The sequence below is a fragment of the Salmonella sp. SAL04213 genome (assembly GCF_046550535.1).
GTDB lineage: Bacteria > Pseudomonadota > Gammaproteobacteria > Enterobacterales > Enterobacteriaceae > Salmonella > Salmonella enterica.
Genome location: NZ_JBGDXS010000005.1, coordinates 190664 through 213627 on the forward strand (window position 1 = coordinate 190664; position 22964 = coordinate 213627).

The 22964-nt window shown below is 48.4% G+C and carries 20 protein-coding genes and 7 pseudogenes; 16 read left to right on the plus strand and 11 right to left on the minus strand.

Annotation, left to right across the window (positions count from 1 at the left end):
* Positions 1–22: 22 nt before the first annotated feature.
* Positions 23–1486 (plus strand): beta-barrel assembly-enhancing protease, encoded by a 1464-nt coding sequence (gene bepA / locus ACLJPQ_RS14635; protein ID WP_000489631.1) that lies wholly within the window; start codon positions 23–25, stop codon positions 1484–1486.
* Positions 1487–1525: 39 nt separating this feature from the next.
* Positions 1526–1885, plus strand: a complete 360-nt coding sequence (arsC, locus tag ACLJPQ_RS14640; RefSeq protein ID WP_080184831.1) for an arsenate reductase (glutaredoxin) — start codon at positions 1526–1528, stop codon at positions 1883–1885.
* A 26-nt stretch (positions 1886–1911) separates the two neighbouring features.
* On the opposite strand, the gene ACLJPQ_RS14645 is transcribed toward arsC, so the two are convergent.
* The 3 genes from ACLJPQ_RS14645 to upp form a co-directional block, all read right to left on the minus strand.
* Positions 1912–2613 carry a DnaA inactivator Hda gene (locus ACLJPQ_RS14645; RefSeq protein ID WP_061835882.1) on the minus strand — a complete coding sequence of 234 codons (702 nt, stop codon included), beginning with the start codon at positions 2611–2613 and terminating at the stop codon, positions 1912–1914.
* Positions 2614–2707: 94 nt separating this feature from the next.
* Positions 2708–3997 carry a uracil permease gene (uraA, locus tag ACLJPQ_RS14650; RefSeq protein ID WP_000198343.1) on the minus strand — a complete coding sequence of 430 codons (1290 nt, stop codon included), beginning with the start codon at positions 3995–3997 and terminating at the stop codon, positions 2708–2710.
* Positions 3998–4084: 87 nt separating this feature from the next.
* Complete coding sequence (gene upp, locus ACLJPQ_RS14655; RefSeq protein ID WP_000706208.1) at positions 4085–4711, minus strand: uracil phosphoribosyltransferase; 627 nt, start codon at positions 4709–4711, stop codon at positions 4085–4087.
* A gap of 411 nt (positions 4712–5122) precedes the next feature.
* On the opposite strand from upp, the gene purM reads away from it, so the two are divergent.
* From purM to ppx, 4 genes are all read left to right on the plus strand, one after another.
* Complete coding sequence (gene purM / locus ACLJPQ_RS14660; protein WP_000130477.1) at positions 5123–6160, plus strand: phosphoribosylformylglycinamidine cyclo-ligase; 1038 nt, start codon at positions 5123–5125, stop codon at positions 6158–6160.
* Complete coding sequence (gene purN / locus ACLJPQ_RS14665; protein WP_001028589.1) at positions 6160–6798, plus strand: phosphoribosylglycinamide formyltransferase; 639 nt, start codon at positions 6160–6162, stop codon at positions 6796–6798. The genes purM and purN overlap by 1 nt, the downstream gene beginning before the upstream one ends.
* Positions 6799–6986: 188 nt before the next feature.
* On the plus strand, positions 6987–9053 hold the full coding sequence (gene ppk1, locus ACLJPQ_RS14670) for a polyphosphate kinase 1 (protein ID WP_000529555.1): 2067 nt from the start codon (positions 6987–6989) through the stop codon (positions 9051–9053).
* A 4-nt stretch (positions 9054–9057) separates the two neighbouring features.
* Positions 9058–10599 carry an exopolyphosphatase gene (gene ppx / locus ACLJPQ_RS14675; RefSeq protein ID WP_001123330.1) on the plus strand — a complete coding sequence of 514 codons (1542 nt, stop codon included), beginning with the start codon at positions 9058–9060 and terminating at the stop codon, positions 10597–10599.
* 35 nt (positions 10600–10634) lie between these two features.
* On the opposite strand, the gene ACLJPQ_RS14680 is transcribed toward ppx, so the two are convergent.
* Positions 10635–12848, minus strand: a complete 2214-nt coding sequence (locus tag ACLJPQ_RS14680) for a sensor domain-containing phosphodiesterase (protein WP_076937008.1) — start codon at positions 12846–12848, stop codon at positions 10635–10637.
* Between the two features lie 96 nt (positions 12849–12944).
* Positions 12945–13082 carry a hypothetical protein gene (locus ACLJPQ_RS14685; protein ID WP_001540598.1) on the minus strand — a complete coding sequence of 46 codons (138 nt, stop codon included), beginning with the start codon at positions 13080–13082 and terminating at the stop codon, positions 12945–12947.
* 178 nt (positions 13083–13260) lie between these two features.
* Here ACLJPQ_RS14685 and ACLJPQ_RS14690 point away from each other — a divergent pair, with 178 nt between their 5' ends.
* The 3 genes from ACLJPQ_RS14690 to ACLJPQ_RS14700 all read left to right on the plus strand — a co-directional run bounded on the left by ACLJPQ_RS14690 (position 13261) and on the right by ACLJPQ_RS14700 (position 14763).
* Positions 13261–13452, plus strand: coding sequence for a YfgG family protein (locus ACLJPQ_RS14690; RefSeq protein WP_000075924.1), 192 nt, complete (start codon positions 13261–13263; stop codon positions 13450–13452).
* 240 nt (positions 13453–13692) lie between these two features.
* A complete protein-coding gene (locus tag ACLJPQ_RS14695; RefSeq protein ID WP_001009636.1) occupies positions 13693–14208 on the plus strand; it encodes a glycine zipper 2TM domain-containing protein in 516 nt (171 codons plus the stop codon).
* A 15-nt stretch (positions 14209–14223) separates the two neighbouring features.
* Positions 14224–14763 carry a DUF5384 family protein gene (locus ACLJPQ_RS14700; protein ID WP_000755800.1) on the plus strand — a complete coding sequence of 180 codons (540 nt, stop codon included), beginning with the start codon at positions 14224–14226 and terminating at the stop codon, positions 14761–14763.
* A gap of 165 nt (positions 14764–14928) precedes the next feature.
* Here the strand turns inward: ACLJPQ_RS14700 and ACLJPQ_RS14705 are convergent.
* Both ACLJPQ_RS14705 and ACLJPQ_RS14710 read right to left on the minus strand, forming a co-directional pair.
* A pseudogene (locus ACLJPQ_RS14705) lies at positions 14929–15072 on the minus strand (hypothetical protein); the annotation flags it as partial.
* A 251-nt stretch (positions 15073–15323) separates the two neighbouring features.
* Positions 15324–15479: a hypothetical protein gene (locus ACLJPQ_RS14710; RefSeq protein WP_000568804.1), complete on the minus strand. Its 156-nt coding sequence runs from the start codon at positions 15477–15479 to the stop codon at positions 15324–15326.
* Positions 15480–15562: 83 nt separating this feature from the next.
* On the opposite strand from ACLJPQ_RS14710, the gene ACLJPQ_RS14715 reads away from it, so the two are divergent.
* The 5 genes and pseudogenes from ACLJPQ_RS14715 (at position 15563) to ACLJPQ_RS14735 (ending at position 18168) form a co-directional block, all read left to right on the plus strand.
* Positions 15563–16600: a hypothetical protein gene (locus ACLJPQ_RS14715; protein WP_017441380.1), complete on the plus strand. Its 1038-nt coding sequence runs from the start codon at positions 15563–15565 to the stop codon at positions 16598–16600.
* Positions 16601–16650: 50 nt separating this feature from the next.
* Positions 16651–16818, plus strand: a pseudogene (locus tag ACLJPQ_RS14720) (integrase); the annotation flags it as partial.
* Positions 16819–16916: 98 nt separating this feature from the next.
* Positions 16917–17270 (plus strand): annotated as a pseudogene (locus ACLJPQ_RS14725) (IS3 family transposase); the annotation flags it as partial.
* Between the two features lie 122 nt (positions 17271–17392).
* A complete protein-coding gene (locus tag ACLJPQ_RS14730; protein ID WP_000381627.1) occupies positions 17393–17854 on the plus strand; it encodes an STM2901 family protein in 462 nt (153 codons plus the stop codon).
* The gene (locus ACLJPQ_RS14735) at positions 17839–18168 is read left to right on the plus strand and encodes a DUF1493 family protein (protein WP_077905271.1); all 330 of its coding nucleotides are present in this window, start codon (positions 17839–17841) and stop codon (positions 18166–18168) included. The genes ACLJPQ_RS14730 and ACLJPQ_RS14735 overlap by 16 nt, the downstream gene beginning before the upstream one ends.
* Before the next feature lie 78 nt (positions 18169–18246).
* Here ACLJPQ_RS14735 and ACLJPQ_RS14740 read toward each other — a convergent pair.
* The 3 genes and pseudogenes from ACLJPQ_RS14740 to ACLJPQ_RS14750 all read right to left on the minus strand — a co-directional run.
* Positions 18247–18564: pseudogene (locus ACLJPQ_RS14740) on the minus strand (DDE-type integrase/transposase/recombinase); the annotation flags it as partial.
* A gap of 329 nt (positions 18565–18893) precedes the next feature.
* Positions 18894–19061, minus strand: a pseudogene (locus tag ACLJPQ_RS14745) (type II toxin-antitoxin system RelE/ParE family toxin); the annotation flags it as partial.
* A gap of 195 nt (positions 19062–19256) precedes the next feature.
* Positions 19257–19490: a type II toxin-antitoxin system Phd/YefM family antitoxin gene (locus ACLJPQ_RS14750; RefSeq protein WP_000862030.1), complete on the minus strand. Its 234-nt coding sequence runs from the start codon at positions 19488–19490 to the stop codon at positions 19257–19259.
* Positions 19491–19791: 301 nt separating this feature from the next.
* Here ACLJPQ_RS14750 and ACLJPQ_RS14755 point away from each other — a divergent pair.
* A pseudogene (locus ACLJPQ_RS14755) lies at positions 19792–20440 on the plus strand (hypothetical protein).
* A gap of 280 nt (positions 20441–20720) precedes the next feature.
* Positions 20721–21731, plus strand: a complete 1011-nt coding sequence (locus ACLJPQ_RS14760) for a hypothetical protein (protein WP_080184830.1) — start codon at positions 20721–20723, stop codon at positions 21729–21731.
* Positions 21732–21951: 220 nt separating this feature from the next.
* Here the strand turns inward: ACLJPQ_RS14760 and ACLJPQ_RS14765 are convergent.
* A pseudogene (locus tag ACLJPQ_RS14765) lies at positions 21952–22946 on the minus strand (IS3-like element IS1351 family transposase); the annotation flags it as partial.
* Between the last annotated feature and the right edge of the window lie 18 nt (positions 22947–22964).

Genomic DNA, 22964 nt, shown 5'->3' on the forward strand with positions numbered 1-22964 from the left:
TCAAAACAACAGGATAGAGGTTATGTTCAGGCAGTTGAAAAAAAACCTGGTGGCAACCCTCATTGCAGCATTGGCTCTCGGTCAGGTCGCGCCCGCATTTGCCGACCCTGCCGACACGCTGCCCGATATGGGAACCTCGGCAGGAAGCACGCTTTCTATCGGACAAGAGATGCAAATGGGCGACTTTTATGTGCGCCAGCTACGCGGCAGCGCGCCGTTAATCAACGATCCGCTGCTGGTGCAATACATTAACGCGCTGGGTATGCGTCTGGTCTCGCACGCCGACTCCGTCAAAACGCCCTTCCATTTTTTCTTGATCAATAATGACGAAATCAACGCGTTCGCGTTCTTTGGCGGCAATGTGGTGCTGCACTCGGCGCTTTTTCGCTACGCGGATAACGAAAGCCAGCTAGCTTCAGTCATGGCGCATGAAATCTCCCACGTGACGCAGCGCCACCTGGCGCGCGCGATGGAAGATCAAAAGCGCAGCGCGCCGCTTACCTGGGTGGGCGCGCTGGGTTCCATTTTGCTGGCCATGGCCAGCCCACAGGCCGGTATGGCGGCACTAACCGGTACTCTGGCGGGAACGCGCCAGGGAATGATAAGTTTCACCCAGCAAAATGAGCAAGAAGCCGACCGTATTGGTATTCAGGTACTGCAACGCGCCGGATTTGACCCACAGGCGATGCCCTCTTTCCTCGAAAAACTGCTCGACCAGGCGCGTTACTCCACGCGACCACCTGAAATTTTGCTCACTCACCCCTTACCGGAAAGCCGCCTTGCGGATGCCCGCAACCGTGCCAACCAGATGCGCCCGGTCGTGGTGCAATCTTCCGCCGACTTTTATCTCGCCAAAGCGCGCGCCCTGGGAATGTACAATTCCGGACGTAACCAGCTTACCAGCGACCTGCTGGATCAGTGGTCTAAAGGCAACGTGCGTCAACAACATGCGGCGCAATATGGCCGGGCGTTGCAGGCGATGGAAGCGAGCAAGTACGATGAAGCGCGCAAAACGTTGCAGCCGCTGTTAAGCGCGGAACCGAACAATGCCTGGTATCTTGACCTCGCCACCGATATTGACCTCGGGCAGAAAAGAGCCAACGACGCGATTAATCGCCTGAAAAATGCCCGCGATCTGCGCGTTAATCCTGTGCTGCAGTTAAACCTCGCCAATGCGTACCTCCAGGGAGGCCAGCCGAAAGCGGCGGAAACCATTCTGAATCGCTACACCTTTAGCCATAAAGATGACGGTAACGGTTGGGATCTGCTTGCTCAGGCCGAAGCCGCGCTGAACAACCGCGATCAGGAGCTGGCGGCGCGCGCTGAAAGTTATGCGCTGGCGGGACGACTGGATCAGGCAATTTCACTGCTCAGTAGCGCCAGCGCCCAGGCAAAACTGGGTAGCCAGCAACAGGCGCGTTACGATGCGCGTATCGACCAGTTGCGCCAGTTACAGGAACGCTTCAAGCCATACACGAAAATGTAATCGCCGTTTATTAGCCGGATGGCGTCACAAGGAGAACTCATGATCGACACGATTAAAATCTACCATAACCCGCGCTGCTCGAAGAGCCGCGACACGCTGAACCTGCTGAAATCTAACGGCGTGGAACCGGAAGTGGTGCTTTATCTGGATACGCCCGCCGATGCCGCCACCGTGCGGGAACTGCTGCGTATGTTGGGCATGTCCAGCGCGCGCGAACTGATGCGCCAGAAAGAAGATCTCTATAAAACGCTTCACCTGGCGGATAGCCAGCTAAGTGAAGAGGCGTTAATCCAGGCGCTGGTTGAACACCCTAAACTGATGGAGCGCCCCATTGTGGTGGCAAATGGTCAGGCGCGCATTGGCCGACCGCCTGAGCAGGTGCTGGACATCCTCGGTTAACCGTTGAACGCCGCCGTCGCGGCGTATTACAGTTTCAGGATCTCTTTGACAAACGGGATCGTCAGTTTTCGCTGGGCAGTGATCGACGCATGATCGAGCTGATCCAGCGTCATAAACAGCGTGCGCATTTCGCGATCAAGACGTTTGAGTAAAAACCGCCCGACATCTTCCGGCAGTTCAAACCCCCGTAACCGGGCGCGCAACTGTAGCGCCTGAAGTTTGTCTTCATCGGAAAGAGGCTGGAGTTTATAGATTTGCCCCCAGTCCAGACGGGAAGCGAGATCGGGCAAGCCCAGATTTAACTGTCTTGGCGGCCGATCGCCGGTGATCAATAACCGCGTCTTACCGGACTCCAGAATGCGGTTATAGAGATCAAAGATCGCCATCTCCCACAGTTCATCGCCAGCGACACACTCAATGTTATCAATACACACCAGCGAGAGGTGTTCCATACCGTCGAGCACTTCCGGCACGAACCAGGTACGTTTATCGAGCGGGACGTAGCCTACCGCATCTCCACGCTGCGACAATTCAGCGCAGGCGGCGTGCAGCAAATGGCTGCGGCCCGCGCCTTCACGCGCCCAAAGGTAGATATATCCACTATGTTCCTGGCGCAACACGTTTTGTAACGCGGCCAGTAGAGAGGCGTTATCCCCCGGCCAGAAACTTGCGAAAGTTTCGTCGTCAGGAAGATAAAGTGGCAAAGAGAGCTGTGCCGGTGTGTTCAGAGATACCTCAACCCAGGATGACATAAAATCGCGCTGAGTTTACCACATAATTCCCTTGAGATAGAACCGGGCAGCATCGCTGCCCGGCAACCCGTTACTGATGCGGGGGCTCCGCATCATTTGCCTCCAGTACCACTTCTTCCGGACGCAACAGGCTAATCAGTTTAAAAATCAGGCTCAGGCAAATCCCGACGATGGTCGCCAGCGCCATCCCTTTCAATTCTGCCGCGCCAATATGCACTTTCGCGCCGCTCACGCCGATGATCAAAATCACCGAGGTGAGGATCAGGTTTTGCGCTTTGTTGTAATCGACTTTTGATTCGATCAAGACGCGAATCCCCGACGCGCCGATAACGCCGTACAACAGCAGCGAGACGCCGCCCATCACGGGTAACGGGATAATCTGAATCGCCGCCGCCAGTTTGCCAACGCAGGAAAGCAGAATGGCGAAAATCGCCGCGCCGCCGATAACCCAGGTACTGTAAACGCGGGTGATCGCCATGACGCCAATATTTTCCCCATAGGTGGTATTCGGCGTGGAGCCGAAGAAACCGGAGACGATCGTCGACAGTCCGTTAGCGAACATCGAGCGGTGCAAACCGGGATCGCGCACTAAATCCTTTTTGACGATATTCGCCGTCACCACCAGATGACCGACATGCTCGGCGATCACGACCAACGCCGCGGGCAGAATCGTCAGGATCGCGAACCATTCAAAACGCGGCGTATAGAAAGTCGGTAGCGCAAACCAGTGTGCCTGGGCAATCGGCGTGGTATCGACCACCCCCAGCGCGAATGACAGCGCATAGCCTGCCAGCACGCCGATCAAAATCGGAATGATCGCCAGGAAACCGCGAAACAGTACGGAGCCGAACACCGTCACCGCCAGCGTGACCATGGAGATGATAATTGTTTTCGTGTCCGGCGACTGCCCTTGCGCAGGCAGCAATCCGGCCATCCCCGCCGCGACGCCAGCCAGCTCCAGACCGATGACGGCAACGATTGCGCCCATTGCCGCAGGCGGGAACATCACATCCAGCCAGCCGGTGCCCGCTTTTTTAACGATGAAAGAGACCAGACAGAACAACACGCCGCACATAATAAAACCGCCCAGCGCCACTTCATAACCCAGCGGCAACAACAGTAGTACCGGGGAAATAAAGGCAAAGCTCGATCCGAGGTAGGCAGGAATTTTACCTTTGCAGATAAAGAGATACAGCAGCGTTCCGATACCGTTAAACAACAGCACCGTCGCGGGGTTGATATGAAACAGAACTGGCACCAGCACGGTCGCGCCAAACATGGCGAAAAGGTGCTGTAAACTAAGCGGGATTGTCTGTAAAAGCGGCGGTCTTTCACTCACCCCGATAGCACGGCGCGTCATAGTGTTTTCCTCTAAGTGTGTTTGTTATGAGTGGTTTTATTCAAAAAAAAGCCGACTCTTAAAGTCGGCTTTTAATTATTTATTCACTTATTTGGTACCAAAAATCTTATCGCCGGCATCGCCAAGCCCCGGAATAATGTATCCGTGCTCGTTAAGCCCCTGATCGATAGAGGCGGTGTACAGTTCAACGTCCGGGTGCGCTTTTTCCAGCGCCGCAATGCCTTCCGGCGCGGCGACCAGCACCAGCACCTTAATGCTGCTACAGCCGGCTTTTTTCAGCAGGTCGATGGTCGCGATGACAGAACCGCCGGTCGCCAGCATCGGGTCGACGATCAGCGCCATGCGCTCATCAATGTTCGATACCAGTTTCTGGAAATAAGGTACTGGCTCAAGCGTCTCTTCGTTACGGTACATCCCGACTACGCTGATACGCGCGCTCGGTACATTTTCCAGAACGCCTTCCATCATGCCCAGACCCGCGCGCAGAATCGGCACAACGGTAATTTTTTTACCTTTGATCTGGTCGATTTCCACCGGGCCATTCCAGCCTTCGATGGTGACTTTTTCCGTTTCCAGGTCGGCTGTCGCTTCATACGTCAGCAGGCTGCCTACTTCTGAGGCGAGTTCACGAAAGCGTTTAGTGCTAATGTCGTTTTCACGCATCAGACCCAGCTTGTGTTTGACGAGTGGGTGTTTGACTTCCACGATCTTCATACTCTTCTCCTATCCTCAGATGACTGGCAACCACAAAAAAAATCGCCGGATTATACCGCTTTTCCTCTCTGACGCAACACAATGTATGCTTGACCTGGATCAACCAAAAGCGCTGATAGCGGAAAAGTGAGTATAAATCACTCACGTTGAAACAGGCGATAAAGGCTAACAACCGTTTGAATATTAGCAATTTTAAGGGTGAATGACCTGTCCCGACCGCCTGTCGTAAACCAAGTGCTGGATATCCTTTTCTTTTTTACCAACAGGGAAATTTTCAAGCAGCGACCGAAACCATGCAAAAAAAATCGCCCGGATAACCAGGGCGCAGACCACGCTCGCAAACGTTTGCTTTCCCTGTTAGAATTGCGCCGAATTTAACTTTTACCGCAAAAAAACGTGGGGAACCAGGCAGTGACCGATAAGACCTCTCTTAGCTATAAAGATGCCGGCGTCGATATTGATGCGGGTAACGCTCTGGTTGATCGAATCAAAGGCGTAGTGAAGAAAACTCGCCGCCCGGAGGTTATGGGCGGTCTGGGCGGTTTCGGTGCGCTGTGCGCGTTGCCGCAAAAATATCGTGAACCGGTACTGGTTTCCGGCACTGACGGCGTAGGCACCAAACTTCGCCTGGCGATGGACTTAAAGCGTCACGACGCTATCGGTATTGATCTGGTGGCGATGTGCGTAAACGATCTGGTCGTTCAGGGCGCGGAACCGCTGTTTTTCCTCGATTACTATGCCACGGGTAAACTGGATGTCGATACCGCTGCCAGCGTGATCAACGGTATTGCCGAAGGCTGCCTGCAATCCGGCTGCGCGCTGGTCGGCGGCGAGACGGCGGAAATGCCGGGCATGTATCACGGCGAAGATTACGATGTGGCGGGTTTCTGCGTCGGCGTAGTCGAAAAATCAGAAATCATCGACGGCTCCCGGGTTGCCGAAGGCGACGTGCTGATTGCGCTCGGCTCCAGCGGCCCGCACTCGAATGGATATTCGCTGGTGCGGAAAATTATTGACGTTAGCGGCTGCGACCCACAAACCACTCTGTTGGAAGGGAAGCCGCTGGCCGATCATCTGCTTGAACCGACCCGTATCTACGTAAAATCGGTTCTGGAACTGATTGAAAACGTCGATGTGCACGCTATCGCCCACCTCACCGGCGGCGGCTTTTGGGAAAATATTCCGCGCGTTCTGCCGGAGAATACCCAGGCGGTAATTAATGAGTCGTCATGGCAGTGGCCCGCCATCTTTACCTGGCTGCAAACCGCCGGTAATGTCAGCCGACATGAAATGTACCGTACCTTTAACTGCGGCGTCGGCATGGTGATTGCGCTCTCCGCTCCGGAAGCGGACAAAGCGCTTGCTCTGCTAAACGAGAAAGGTGAAAACGCATGGAAAATCGGTATCATCAAAGCCTCTGATTCCGAACAGCGTGTGGTTATTGAATAATGAATATTGTGGTGCTGATTTCCGGCAATGGAAGCAATTTACAGGCGATTATCGATGCCTGCGAAGCGAAGAAAATTAAAGGCACCCTCAGGGCAGTATTCAGCAATAAGGCCGACGCGTTCGGCCTTGAACGCGCCAGAGAAGCCGGTATTCCGGCGCAAGCGCTGACTGCCGATAGGTTTGACAGCCGCGACGCCTTCGATCGCGAGTTGATTCGCAAGATAGACGCGTATGCGCCCGATGTGGTCGTGCTGGCCGGTTTTATGCGTATTCTGAGTCCGATGTTTGTCGCGCATTACTACGGGCGTCTGCTGAACATTCACCCTTCCCTGCTGCCAAAATATCCGGGGTTGCATACCCATCGCCAGGCGCTGGAAAACGGCGATGAGGAGCACGGTACCTCGGTGCATTTCGTGACAGACGAGCTCGACGGCGGCCCGGTCATTCTCCAGGCGAAGGTGCCGGTTTTTGCCGACGACAGCGAAGATGATATCACCGCACGCGTACAGACTCAGGAACATGCGATTTATCCGCTGGTGATTAGCTGGTTTGCGCAGGGGCGTCTAAAGATGCGCGATAACGCCGCCTGGCTGGACGGGCGTCGTCTGCCGCCGCAAGGTTATGCGTCTGACGAATAATACGTCATCGAACAGGACTGCGTCTGCTTGCCGGATGGCGGCATAAATGCCTATCCGGCCTACTCTTTTCCCTTCCTTTATGCTATCAGTTTATTGTCATATTTTTCTGGCGCAGTTGGACATTAACGCGTAATGCTCGCCATAATCATCAGGCAGTGTCCCGTGAATAAAACGGAGTATAGGTAGTAATGGGTCAGGAAAAGCTATATATCGAGAAAGAACTAAGCTGGTTAGCATTTAACGAACGCGTGTTACAGGAAGCGGCGGACAAATCCAACCCGTTGATTGAGCGGATGCGGTTCCTGGGAATCTATTCTAATAACCTCGACGAGTTCTACAAAGTGCGTTTCGCTGAACTGAAACGACGCATTATTATCAGCGAAGAACAGGGTTCAAATTCTCATTCACGCCATTTGTTAGGCAAAATTCAGTCCCGCGTGTTGAAAGCAGACCAGGAGTTCGACGGCCTGTACAACGAATTACTGCTGGAAATGGCGCGTAATCAAATCTTTCTGATCAACGAGCGTCAGCTCTCGGTGAACCAACAAAGCTGGTTGCGCCACTATTTTAAGCACTATTTGCGCCAGCATATTACCCCGATTCTCATTAACCGGGAGACGGATCTTGTTCAGTTTTTAAAAGATGATTACACCTATCTGGCGGTGGAGATTATCCGCGGCGACACCATCAACTATGCGCTACTGGAGATACCGTCCGACAAAGTCCCACGCTTCGTTAATCTGCCGCCGGAAACACCACGCAGACGCAAGCCGATGATCCTCTTGGATAATATTCTGCGCTACTGCCTGGATGACATTTTTAAAGGGTTCTTCGACTATGACGCGCTTAATGCCTATTCGATGAAAATGACCCGCGATGCCGAATATGACCTGGTGCATGAGATGGAATCCAGTCTGATGGAGCTGATGTCTTCCAGCCTGAAGCAGCGCCTGACCGCTGAACCTGTGCGCTTTGTCTACCAACGCGATATGCCCGCCGCGCTGGTCGACGTACTGCGGGAAAAACTGACGATCTCCCGGTATGACTCAATCGTACCCGGCGGGCGCTACCACAATTTTAAAGACTTTATTAATTTTCCGAATGTCGGTAAAGCCAACCTGGTCAATAAACCGTTACCGCGGTTACGCCATCTTTGGTTTGATAAAGAGAAGTTTCGTAACGGTTTCGACGCGATTCGTGAACGTGATGTGCTGCTCTATTATCCTTATCACACCTTTGAACATGTGCTGGAACTGCTGCGTCAGGCATCGTTTGACCCAAGCGTGCTGGCGATCAAAATCAATATTTATCGCGTAGCGAAAGACTCGCGCATTATTGACTCGATGATCCATGCCGCCCATAACGGCAAAAAAGTCACCGTGGTGGTGGAGTTGCAGGCGCGCTTCGATGAAGAGGCGAATATTCACTGGGCCAAGCGGTTAACCGAAGCGGGCGTCCATGTTATTTTCTCTGCGCCTGGGCTGAAAATTCACGCCAAACTCTTTCTCATCTCACGAAAAGAGGGCGATGACGTGGTGCGTTATGCGCATATCGGCACCGGTAACTTCAACGAAAAAACGGCGCGGCTGTATACCGATTATTCGCTGCTGACCGCCGATGCGCGCATTACCAATGAAGTGCGCCGGGTCTTTAATTTTATTGAAAACCCCTATCGCCCGGTCACTTTCGATTATTTGATGGTTTCTCCACAAAACTCACGGCGTCTGCTGTATGAGATGATCGATCGTGAAATCGCCAATGCCCAGCAAGGCTTACCGTCAGGGATTACCTTAAAGCTTAACAACCTGGTCGATAAAGGGCTGGTCGACAGGCTATACGCCGCGTCGGGTTCGGGCGTCCAGGTCAATCTGCTGGTGCGCGGTATGTGTTCTCTTATTCCGCAACTGGAAGGCATTAGCGATAATATTCGCGCGATTAGCATTGTGGATCGCTATCTGGAACACGATCGGGTTTATATTTTCGAAAACGGCGGTGATAAGCAAGTTTGGCTCTCTTCAGCTGACTGGATGACGCGTAATATTGACTACCGTATCGAAGTCGCTACGCCTATCCTCGACCCGCGGCTTAAACAACGCGTCCTGGATATCATTGACATTCTGTTTAGCGACACGGTAAAAGCGCGTTTTATCGATAAAGAACTCAGCAACCGCTACGTACCGCGCGGCAATCGCCGTAAAGTCCAGGCGCAGCTGGCAATTTATGACTACATCAAATCACTCGAGCAACCAGACTAACGCTATGCCAATTTACGATAAATCCCCCCGCCCGCAGGAGTTCGCTGCGGTCGATCTCGGCTCAAACAGCTTTCATATGGTTATTGCCCGCGTGGTTGACGGCGCAATGCAGATTATCGGCCGTTTAAAACAGCGCGTCCATCTGGCGGACGGGCTGGGCGCAGATAACAAACTCAGCGAAGAAGCCATGGAACGGGGGCTTAGCTGTCTGTCGCTGTTTGCTGAACGCTTACAAGGTTTCTCCCCTTCCAGCGTCTGTATCGTAGGCACCCATACGTTACGTCAGGCGCAAAATGCCGCTGATTTTCTCAAACGCGCGGAAAAGGTTATTCCCTACCCGATAGAGATTATTTCCGGTAACGAAGAAGCGCGCCTGATTTTTATGGGCGTAGAACATACGCAGCCGGAAAAAGGCCGCAAGCTGGTGATCGATATCGGCGGCGGGTCAACAGAGCTGGTCATTGGCGAAAACTTCGAACCCAGGCTGGTTGAAAGCCGTCGTATGGGCTGCGTGAGCTTCGCGCAGCTCTACTTTCCCGGCGGCGTTATCAATAAAGAAAACTTCCAGCGCGCCCGAATGGCGGCGGCGCAAAAACTGGAAACCTTAACCTGGCAGTATCGTATTCAGGGTTGGAACGTGGCGATGGGCGCTTCCGGTACGATTAAGGCCGCTCATGAAGTTCTCCTGGCGCTGGGTGAGAAAGATGGCTTCATTACGCCGGAGCGCCTCGATAAACTGAAGTCAGAAGTGTTGAAGCACCGCTCCTTTAATGCTCTCAGCCTGCCGGGTCTGTCTGAAGAACGAAAAGCGGTCTTTGTGCCGGGCCTGGCGATTCTGTGCGGCGTTTTTGATGCTCTGGCTATCCGCGAGCTTCGCCTTTCCGACGGCGCGTTGCGCGAAGGCGTACTGTATGAAATGGAAGGCCGCTTCCGCCATCAGGATGTTCGCAGCCGTACCGCAAAAAGTCTGGCCAATCAATACAACATTGACAGAGAACAGGCCAGACGCGTGCTGGAAACCACCATGCAGATGTACGAACAGTGGCAGGCCCAGCAGCCAAAACTGGCGCATCCGCAGCTTGAAGCGTTGCTCCGCTGGGCGGCAATGCTGCATGAGGTTGGACTGAATATTAATCACAGCGGTTTACATCGCCATTCGGCTTATATTCTGCAACACAGCGATTTGCCCGGCTTTAATCAGGAGCAGCAAATGATGATGGCGACGCTGGTGCGTTACCATCGTAAAGCCATAAAACTGGATGATATGCCCCGCTTTACGCTGTTTAAGAAAAAACAGTATCTGCCGTTAATTCAGCTACTTCGGCTGGGCGTATTACTGAACAACCAGCGGCAGGCGACCACCACGCCGCCGACGCTGCGGCTAACGACCGATGACAGCCACTGGACGTTATGTTTTCCGCATGACTGGTTCAGCCAGAATGCGCTGGTACTGCTTGATCTGGAAAAAGAACAGCAGTACTGGGAAGCGGTAACTGGCTGGCGTCTCAATATTGAGGAAGAAAGCTCGCCGGAGATCGCCGCGTAAATTGTGAGCCAGACGCCGCGCTGCGGCGTCTGCTTTTACTGAATCTCAGATAATAGCTGCGGCTCGCCAATTAAATATCCCTGAAGATAGTCGATTCCCAACGAGAGCACTACGCTTCGTATTTCTTCGCTCTCGACATACTCCGCGACGACCTGCATATTTTTCATTCGCGCTAAATGACAAATAGAAGCTACAATCTGATAATCGAGACTGTTTGACACTATATTGCGAATAAAACTGCCGTCAATTTTAAGAATATCGGCGTCAACGTTTTTCAGCCGCGCATAGCTGGCGTAGCCAGTACCGAAATCATCAATCGCTATCTGACAGCCAAACTGCTGTAGCTGTCCCAGCGTCAACTGCGCCTGCTCAGCATTGGTGAGAGAGTTGCTTTCCGTTACCTCAAAAACCAGTTGCCAGGGTTCAACCTGATATTGCGTAAGCAGTTGCTTAACTTCTGCAGGGAAACGAGCGCGGCATACTGATGTTGGCGACAGATTAATGGCAAAACGATGCGCGGGCATATATTCCCGGCTGGCCGCCATAAACCGCAGCGTGTTTTCAATCACCCAGAGATCGATAGCGGAAGACAAACCAAACTCATGCGCCACGGGTAAAAAATTGTCCGGGTTGATAACGTCGCCGTTGTCATCCCTGAGTCGCAGTAAAATTTCATGGTAAACGTCCCCACGAACGCCGAAAATAGGCTGCGCCATCAGGAAAAAATGATCGTGCTCCAACGCCTGTTGCAGCCGATTCATCATCGCAATTCTGCCCTTCAAATCGCGCTGCAGGTGCATTGCGCCGCGCCGCTGTAAATCCTCCGGCGCGTTAGTCGTCAACGAAAGATCGGAACTGGTGCTTAATTCGCCCAGCAGAAGATAAAGGTGGCTAACCGGAGAACGCACGCAGCAGTAGCTCACGCCGACAGGCGGCTGTAGCGGCAGTCCATCCCAGATAAACCGAAACTGCTTAATATGTTTATCCAGCGCTTCAATACGCTGCTGATGCGCCTCTGTATTAAGACGCAGCACCAGGTCGTGCCCTGACATCTGGTAGACACACTCATTTGAGGCCAGCATCGGCGTAATCCAGTGAGAGAGCTTTTGCTTATACTGGATGCGTAGCATGACGCCATAATTTTTACCCAATAGCTCCAGGCCCGGCACGTGTAAAAAACAGATCGTAGACCAGGGCGCATTTTGGAGCGCGCGGTTTAACGCACGTAAATTGGGAAGATGTACAACCGGGTCAAGATAGGCCAGCCGCCGTGCGCGACCACTCACTACGCGCTGACGCGTGGCCAGTACAGCCATATAATTAACAATAAAAGAAAAAACCAGATAGCTCGAAGAGGTAATCGCTAATTGCGTATCATAACCTGAATACCAGGGCATATAACGCTGATAATAATGAATCGACGTAATTAGCACGACGGCCCAGATAATTGAAATAAACTTATAGCCATAGCGCATCGCACCCCACAGCATGACCGGCAATAATAACGAAAGCGTATAGTTGGTACTAAATATTGAACTATTATCAGTCAATGGCATACACAGTATAAACATTAGTGTAGTCAATACGGCCAGCCAAATAACGATCTCTTTTTTATTGGCCTTGCTATCAATCTGTAGCTTTAATTGCTGATAATACCCCCGCAGGTGCAGCGGATTGCGGAGAGTACGAATAATAAAATAGCACAATGGCACGCCGACAAGGTTACCGACCAGTAACGCCTGGTAATTAATCAGCGTGTTGATATTAAAGGGCATTACCCCCATCAGGCTGGCTTTGCTTTCGTACATGCCAACAAAAGCGGCAAACTGGTAGATGACCAGAAATAATGTTGCAGAACAAAATACCTGCCAGAATATTCGTTGAAACAGCAGGTGGGCGTCGCCGTGGGAAACATTGTTTCGCCGGGGGGAAAAGACACGATAGCCGCCCCAGCTTAGCACGATAGTAATGATAAAGTGCATCGTCACAGAAAGGGTTTCATACAGCCCTGTCTGCGGGTATCTGCGCCAGAAGATAGCAAGCACAATGCCCGGCAGTGCTGCCCAGCCGAAAAAGAGCATCAGGCTAAGCATAAAAGCTAACGGCAGGTAAAAAAGAACCACATTTCCAGTGCTGGTAAGCGCATAAGTATTTGCGCTACTTAAAACAGGTAGTAAAATCGAAGGAAGGATGAGCGGTAGTCCCCACCATTTATCTCTGATATTTATATAAGTTTTATTTAGTTTCATAGATGCTCAGCAGAACCCCCCAATCCCAAAGGGGCGTTAACAGACAGGCATCCCACCTGACTTTAAATTGATGATGCGATATACATCACACGATAGTCATCGATTGTAATTATTAAACAAAAGTAACATTTGATTTAAGTCAATTATTACCTTTCTCCTGCAGCCTTTATTCGCCTTTTTATTCTTTGTTATCATTAATTTATTATTAATGTAAATACTAAAATTATCTTCCATAACAATATAAGATAAATCAACTGACGCAATTTTACATTAAGAGGAATTGACCATCGGTTCGCAGTATGCCTTAATGTAGAGTGAACGCAGGCTTGTTACGTTCTTCGCCTTGATAATACCCTTGAAGAACCCAGCCTGATCCCGCCCATACCGCTGGGCCAACGTTAAGGAACCCTTTGTGAGTCAGGCCAACAGTATGCGAAAACGACATCGATTTAACACTCGCATGACCCGTATCGTACTGCTTATCAGTTTTCTCTTCTTCTTTGGACGTTTCGTCTACTCTTCTATCGGCGCCTGGCAGCACCATCAGGATAAAAAAGAAGCGCAACAGTCATCGCTTTCTGTCACCACGCCGGGACAACGTTAAGCTGTTATCCGTTAAAATAGTGATGGCGGTATTATCGTCACAGGTTTGCCGTGTTATCCAGCGCTCTGTTACCCCCTTCCCTGGTTTAGCATGAACCGATAAAAACAAAGCATCGTATTATCTAATGCTTTGTTTTTTAGTCTAAAAAAACAATCAACTACAAGAAACGATAGTTTACTTTTTTTAAGATTAGTCTTAAATACATTCCTTTTTGCGTTATTACCTAAACAAGGAATTGTGATGAATTTTAAAAAAAATGCTTTGCCTCTGGTTTTGTTTGCCTCTTTTTCTCTTGCCGGATGCCAGTCCAATGCGGATGACTACGCCGCAGATGTTTACCAAACCGGGCAGTTAAACGCGAAGCAAGAAACAAAGACCGTCAATATTATCTCTGTTTTGCCAGCGAAAGTTGCCGTAGATAACACCGCCAATAAAAAAACCGCTCAGACCTTCGGCGCAATTCTTGGGGCTGTAGCGGGCGGCGTTACTGGTCATAACGTGGGCTCAGGTAGCGGTTTGGGTACTACTGCCGGCGCGGTTGGCGGCGGAGCCGTTGGCGCAGCGGCGGGTTCATTAGTTAAAGATAAAACGTTAGTTGAAGCCGTATCTTTGACTTACAAAGAAGGAACGAAGGTTTATACCTCCACCCAGGTGGGAAAAACGTGCCAATTTACCACCGGTCTGGCTATGGTGATATCGACCAAAGATAACGAAACGCGAATTCAACCCAATACGAAATGTCCTGAGAAAAGCTAACTATCGGGAGATTTTATGAAGAAAGTTATTTTAGGCGCTGTTTTATTCACCCTAAGCGGCTCGGTTTTATCTTCTTCTTTGCAGGATCAGCTTGCGGCGGTAGCCCAGGCTGAACAGCAAGGAAAAAATGAAGAAAACAGACAGCGTGATGCTCTGCAAGCCAAACGAGATCAAGAGGCTCAACAGGAAAGACAAAGGCAAGCCAATGCGGCAGCGGTTGCTAAGCAGCGAGCAAAAGCGGCAGAAGCTGAACGGAAAGCACGGCAAGCAAAATTGGCAGCGGAAGCCGCGCAAGATAAAGCGCGCGATCAAAGCTACGAAGATGAGCTTCGTCGTTTAGAAATTCAGAAACAAAAACTGGCGCTGGCCAGGGAAGAGGCCCGGGTAAAAAGAGAAAATGAATTCATCGATCAAGAGCTGAAAAGTAAAGCTGCCCAGACAGATGTTATTCAATCTCATGCTGATGCAAACAGAAATCTATCTGAAGGCGGTCGCGATCTGCTGCAAAGCGAAGGTAAAGCCCGTGAGGAAAAGGCAAGCGGCTGGTTTAACTGATTTCGCTAATCATTTATGACCAGTAAAAACCTCTGCGTGAGCGGAGGTTTCTGTCTGGTCGCACAGTATTTTCGCTGTTCAGGACGGGTCACCCTACATAAAAAAGCCCGCGCAATAAAAAGAAGCTTTAGCGTTAACGCAAAAAGACAATCCCACTCAATGGGTTCAGGCCATGATCAGACGCTTAAAGAGCAACCGCGGGATATCCTGCCTGGGTGACAAGATCATATGCGCGGTTACTAAGATTCCCTCGACCGAATACAAAATCCGATAGCCTTCAGCGTGGTTAAACCCCCGGTAGCTGGCACAAGTTCAGGGCAAATCTGGCATCCCAGCGGGCACTGGCGTACGGTACTCTCAAACTGTGTAAGTATCTCTGCGATAGCCGGATGCGGCTCAACCTCAACGCGCTTCAGGAAACCCGCTATTGTGTCGATGCAGTGCTTTACCGTAAACGTATACTCAAAGGTCACCTGCGGTTCCGCCCTATCCGCCAGAGTCAATGCGAAATCAGGAAGATAACCATCGTGGAAGGAGAATAAGGTGACCAGTCCCATACGTCAGAATTTGTTTTGTAAAGAGCCCATTAAGCTCTGAAATTTTTTAGGCGTAGTCGGCCTGGTGCCAGGAACGGAAGTTTCAATCGTATTTTCAAATGGCCAAACTCTGTAAATCACAACAGATTTCAAACAGGTGGATAATTTTTCTTCAATCATAAACTCACCTTCCTATTGTCGTTAGCATCTGTTATAAAAAACTTAACATCTAATAGAATAACGAATTATTAAAAAGGTCATCGATGAAAAAAACATGCTCTTCATTAAACCTTGGCATCACTCATTCTCTATTGTTCTATATGGCAGTACTCGTCATCATGCCTCAGAGAGCGCCTCTATATCCCATTGTTATTTGGTTGGGTATGATTATTCTCAGTGGGCTAATTGTACACAATTATTGGAATAAAAAGTCATCCAATCAACTGGTCGTTCGCTTACGAAAGAATTATAAAAAAACGCAAGGTGCAGCACTATTGTCGGCATTGCTATTTTTATTAACATGTATTTCCTTTAAAGTCATTAATTATATCAATACCATCATTCCAAGCGCATTAGTTTTTATGACGGCATTGTGTATCATATACACTATATCATCTCACATACAATCGTTCGATAACAAAGAAAAAAACATAGCTATAAAAGTAAAGCTAGGGATTAAATACTCATGGCTAATCGTATCATTAATTTCATATTATCTTGCGCGCTCGCTAATCTCCAATATATTTGATATTCCTTTTGATACCACACTCAATAAACTCATGACGGCAGTCTCAGCATTGCTTTTTATTTTTATATTCTATTATACCATTTACTTTATTTGCATTTCTTATTTAATACTCATGGCCCCAAAAATAAAAAAAAGAAAAGCAACACCATCTGATGACATTAGCTATTCAATGTCAGTTTTCGCTCCACTATTTTTTATTGGTTACATTTCATATATTGCATTTAGTATACAGACGTTTTCCATCATCAAATTCGGTTTCGGATTTGCCATGGAGTATGACACGCGCGATACTTTCTTTTGCAATAATAAGTATATGTGGCTCAGCGAATATTCTAAAGCTCGCTTTATGTTTATCGCTGAAGGAAATTATCGCGCATTAATACCTCACCGTGATGACTTTACAATATCACGCTTGACCTGTACAAATAGTGAACCATTCTATTTACTAGTTACTGTACAAGATAAAAAAGATTTTATGTTAGAAGCTTTGGAAAAACAGGCAGAGATGCTTACTAGTGACCTAAAGACGGCAATATCACTGAATGTTCGATGACGATCTGAATCGCCAAATTCTCGGTAGCCAACTTTCGCACCTCACTCATAATGGACAACCATACTCAAATCTCCCACATTACAGGACAGTTGAGTATGAACACGTCACCGTGAAACAAAGACCGTATCATCGGCCAAAAAAGACTACTTCAGATATCTCATATCTGGGGTATCCGAATCCGGCTTGAACTGGAAGGTAAAACGAGCGATTTGGCTCAGTGATCTTACCCAGCAATAGTGGACACGTGACTTAGTGAGTAAACTCTCAACCAGAGGTAGCTCACATGACAAAACCAGTATCAACCATCAAAAAGATCCGCCAGCAGTTCCGTCTGAGTTGCGACAGCGCCGTGCACCAAGCTCTTCACCGGGCAAAACAGCGCTACGGGGCACTGCGTCTGACCGGTGAACTGCATGCTCAGGGTTACTGCTTCAACGTGAAGACCGTGGCAGCCAGCCTGCGTCGTCAGGCGCTGCGGGCGAAAGCTTCGCGGAAGTTTATCCCGGTCAGTTACCGCGAGCATGGCCTGCCGGTGTCGGAGAACCTACAGAAGCAGGATTTTTACGCCAGCGGTCCAAACCAGAAATGGTCGGGTGATACCATCTGTTTACGTACTGATGAAGGCTGGCTGTATCTGACTGTCGTCATTGACCTGTGGTCGCGTGCCGTTACAGTGCCAGTGGCGGTCTCAGCCCGGAACAGTTTGAAAACCAGAACCTCGCTTAGGTCTGTGTCCACATTACGTGGGTAAGATCACTATAATTGTTGGTCATGGTTAGAAGGGGTGAGTAAATGGACACTACTGAACCATTGAATGGTACCTACTTCTACGGCGGGTTATCCAACCTGACACCACAACAACTATGGTGGGCTATCACCATCGCCGTTGTGAGCGAGCATCTGGGGATCTCAGTGGTTGATGCTGCACTGGTTATCTCAGGGCAACCAATTCTACCTACGAGGGGGAAACCTCGTGGGACAACTCCAGTAACATCAATTGCTTCTAAGTACATCAGTAATTGGTTGAACTATAAACTGCCACCTGGGATCAGATTACCAACGTTGACAGGCAAAACCATCAACTCATTACAGCTAAGCTCAACGAATAATTTAGGTCGTTTCGTTGTTCGTAATGTACCCTGGCTCGGTTGGGTTATGACATTCACTACGATTTATGATATCCAGCGTGATATTAAAGATACATTTAATCGTGTGGCGGTTCCTAAAGATCGCATTCAGTGGACGTACTTCTAATGAGAGATATTGAGAAAGAAATTATCGATTTTATCGATCAGGAATATAACACTAAAAAGTACTTTCTCTGTGGGCCAAAGCGAACCATCACGCTTGATATCAGTATTAAGGATGATCTAAAACTCGTTTTTGAAGATAGTGAAGAACTTCTACAAGAGTACTTCAAGCGTTGGAATGTAGATTCAGAAGGATTTGACATACTCAACTATCTGAATCCAGAGTACTTTGGAAGTAAAGAGCCTGATCCGCGTAAACCACTAACGGTTGGTATGCTCGTTGAAAGTGCTAAAGCTGGACGTTGGTTATATAGTTGAAGAATAAGTTACTATATTTTAAATACCCCTTATTTGGGCTGAATCGCCACGGATAACCTGGACACTTCTGAGTCGTTGGTAGATCTTTTTCTTTATCCGTTCACGCTTCAGTAGCTGGAAAAAGCTTTCTGCAACCGCATTGTCATGACAGTTGCCACGACGGCTCATACTGCCCTCCAGTCCGTGCAATTTCAGCCATTCATAGCGGGTGTACTGACTATCCTGATGAGACTGAACCAGCACCTGTTTTTGGGGATGACGTCGCCACACGGCCATCAGAAGCGCATTCAGGACAATATCTTTTGTCATTCGTGGTTGCATTGACCAACCGATAACTTTGCGCGAGAACAAATTAACGACCACGGCAAGATACAGCCAACCTTCGTGGGTTCGTAATTACGTCAAATTTGCCGTCAGGAGCTGTGCACTACACAAAAAATGCATCTATGCACATAAATAAAAACCCTCTGTAAAAACAGAGGGTTAAATTTCCTTTTACCTGTTCATGAAAACACAGGAAGGGTTATCGGCTTATTCCCATTCAATGGTTTAGGAACCATCCAACATCTTGTTATCACGGAATTTTATGACAACCATTTCCAGACGATACTGTAATAAATACCGTCAAAATGATGAAATTTGTGATATTAATCATGTTGCTATGATGGTTTACAGACACGCTCTTTAGATTTGTATTATTGCCGTACAACACGCATTTAGGGTTATCAGGCCATGATCAGACGCTTAAACAGCAGTTGCTGCACGTCCTGCCGATGTGCCAGGATCGCATGCGCGGTCACTAACGTTCCGTCTACTGAATACAAAACCCGGTAGCCTTCAGCGTGGTTAAACTCCCGGTATTTGGCGCAGCCAATTTTAAGCAATTCGGGGCAAATCTGGCAGCCCAAGGGGAACTGGCCTACGGTACTCTCAAACTGTGTGAGAATATCTGCGATAACCGGACGTGGCTCAACATCAACACGCTTCAGAAAGCCCGCTATTGTGTCGATGCAGTGCTTTACCGTAAGCGTGTACTCAAAAGTTACCTGCTGTTCCATGGAAATCCCTTAATGTTGAGCGCGCTGCATTTAATCCGCAAGGCTATCCAGCAACTGGTCTTTCGAGAACACGCGCCCTTCCGCTTTATCTTTCTCTGACAGGGTCAGCAATTTCAGCAAAGCAATGGCGTTTTCCCGTTCCTGCTGCTGGTCATAGGACTCTATAACATAAGCAGGCACACCATTTTGTGTGACCAGGATGGGTTCTGACAGATCAAGCGTTGCTGCGTTCTTTTTAACGTAGCTGATTGTCTCTACTTTCATGTTGGTCCGCCTAATGGTCATGTCTCGGTTTTAATATAGACTATATTTAGACCACTAACAAGGTCTCATGCCCCCCTGCTCTTCTGAGAAATAGGTCCAGATTAAGTACAGAGATCAATTTGTTCCTGCCGGAAGCTGATTTCCTTTATGCACTCCACAGATCCTACATGTCAGAACAAAACTACCAACACTCTGGTGATAATCTGCCTTTTGTTTATTTAATGAGCAAGGGCAGAGTAAAACCCTATCCGCCAGAACCGGTGTGAAAGTGGGAAGAGAGCCATTGAGGGAGGAGAATAATGTGACCAGTCCCATTCGTCAGAATCTATTTGAACGGGAATGCGATATGCCGCTGCTGGAAGCGCGGCATCTAGCCCTTCTGCTTCTCGGCCTCGATGCTTCCCAACCTGCAAACGCCCTGCCGGAAGAACATCAGGAAAATTACCGTATCCTGCACGACGCCATCAGCCGCACCATCAAAGCCACTGGCATGGTCAGTGCCCCGGCGAATAAACGCATGTTCTATGCCGATGAGATGTTCGCCCTAGCCTGGCGGCTTATTGATGACGAACTTACACCGCCAGAAATTAAGACCCGCAGCCTGAAGGCGGTGATGAAACTGTCGCGTAACAGCCGTGGCCGCAAGTGGCTGAAGACGCTCGGTGACGACGCGCTGCCGGATCTCACTGCTTCCACACAACCTTCCCAGCGTGGGATGCATAAACGAGACAAGGCTCGGGAGAATACTGCCCCGACTCTGCTGGCTACTGGTTCAGCTTCTGGTTGAGGAGACTGACGGGCGTTATGGGACGTCTGATAAACCGACATCTGACCAGATACTTCGAAAGCTGAAGGCTCTGGCTCAGGAACAGGAGTTGCCGTTGGATGGGCTTGGGCGAGGAAGCTTTTATGAAGTGCTGAAGATGGGAAGAAAAGGGGAGCGTAAGTAGGTGTTGCCTGGCTCCTATGTAGCGAACCGATTGAGCTCTGAAGCTTCCAAGTGTATAGTCGACTTGATTCCAGAAGTAAACATGAGAGTCTAGGAGACTCCCCTACATCAAGTAATCTTTACCAAAATACTTGGTTTCACGCAGCATCAAACTGTATAATCGATTAAAATTTTAAGAATAACTATTCCCTATAGTTAAGTGTAATTTAAGCAATGAGATTTTTATCTTAAATAAAATCTCAAAGGATGGATTTATAAATATTTCATAAGGTGATGTGGGGATGATTTGGCTTATTGTATACGGGATATCAATTTTTTCAATTGCACTAATTTATTATTTCATGGGTTGGTATAAATTAACTTATAATTCTCTAACATCTCAAGGGTTGTTTTGGGGAGCTATTTTCGTTCCATTTTTATCATTTCTATATTTTGGCTTTTTTGCGTGGAAAGGTCATTCGGTTGATATGTCATCGCAAGGGTTAAATACTTTTATTATGATAAGCAAACTTCCTTTGGGGTTACTGTCATTATCAATACCATTCGTTGCCATTATAACGAGTTTACATAGATCAATTCAAACAGCCACACAAATATCATCTACCAATACTCAAATTGAATTAATAAAAAAGAAAAACTCCTTAGATGAATTATTTTCAAGAGAGAAAAATTTTGTCGATAAATGTGTCTATATTGAAAAACAGGTTGGAGATATCGACATTAAACTCAAAGATACTGTTAGTACTTTTAAGTTTAGCATTTCTGCGCCACATGTTTTATTTCATAAGATATACAATACAACTCCTAATAATGGTGATATTAGATATGAGTTAACTGGTTTCGTCAATGGTAGCTTTCTTGTAGAGTTTTCAACTATAGAAGAAAATCTAAGACTCCATTATGAATGCATTGAAAAAAAAGATGGTATGGGTATTGATGATGAACTATCTCGTTTGTTTGTAATAGTCAAAGCATTATGTAGAACATTAGATTTATTATCAGTCCCTACCTGTCAAGTTCCTTATTTTTATATAAAAGGTAAAGATAACAACTTTCAGATTTGCATAAGCACAGAAGAAGAGTTAAAAATGTGGCTGAGAAAATATATAATCCTCTCAGAATCTTTATTCAGCGCTGTCAATCTTTCAGGGAAATATTCTTTATTTAATATGAAAAAATACACATTTCAAGGGTTTAAACTATTCCCTTCATTTAGTCAAGGAAATATTATAAACAATTATTCAGGAGTTAACTGGGATAGTTCAGTTAATGTGTTTAAAAATCAGAATTAGTTATTCTCACCTATTTAAATATTGATGGGATATCATAATAAAATATCCCATCCAGCAGTTGCGCTTCAATATAAACATGTCACTCCAAAACAAAAAATATCTTGATAGAAAAGCCCCCTTTTGGATATATTCCAGCTCCCACCCGAGAAAACATGTGCGCTCATCGTTCACAGCAAGCTTCTTGAACACCATGTCTGGTTCACTTGTAAATAGACCCGTTTTAGTTCCATACATTTTTTGAGTTCCCGGCCAAATAATGGTGCTGTCGGTATTCCTCCGGTGTCATATTGTTCAGCGATTCATGCGGGCGTTCACAGTTATATTCTGATAACCATTTTTCCGTGATTTCACGTACTTCATTCAGCGTTCTGAACAGATAAAAATCGAGTATTTCTGTGCGATATGTCCTGTTAAAACGCTCAATGAAAGCATTTTGTGTCGGCTTACCCGGCTGGATAAACACCAGTTTTACGGCATGTTTCTCTGCCCATTCAGTCAGTGCCAGAGAGATAAATTCTGGGCCGTTATCCATGCGAAGCATGGCCGGATAGCCACGGTTTGCCGCGATCCTGTCAAGCACCCGGACCACTCGTGGGGCTGGCAGATTCAGATCTATTTCAATCGACAACGCCTCACGGTTAAAGTCATCAACGACATTGAACGTGCGAAAACGACGCCCACAGACCAGGGCATCATGCATAAAATCAACAGACCAGCTCTGGTTCAGCGCTTCCGGCGTGGCCAGTGGCGAAGGGTTACGCACCGGCAGCCGTTGTTTGCCCTTACGGCGAAAATTCAGCTTCAGCAGACAATAAATACGGTGGATCCTTTTGTGATTCCACATGTATCCCTGCCGCCGCAGAACCTGAAAAAGCTTCGGAAAACCGTATCGTGGATACCGTTCAGCTGCCGCCTGCAGTGCGGTAATAACGGGTTCGTCACGTGTGTTATCCGGACGGTAATGATAAACCGTTCTGCTCAGGTTCAGGCTCCGGCAGGCCTGACGGATACTGAGTCCGAATGCCGTTATCAGATGAGTGACCAGCTCACGCTTAAAGGCTGGTTTTAAAGCTTTTTTTCGATAACGTCTTTCAGCGCCCGGTTCTCAAGGCTCAGGTCGGCAAACATCTGTTTGAGGCGTCGGTTCTCGTCCTCAAGATCTTTTATCTTTTTAATATCAGAAGGTTCCATGCCGCCGTATCTGGACTTCCAGTTAATGGGATGGACTACCTC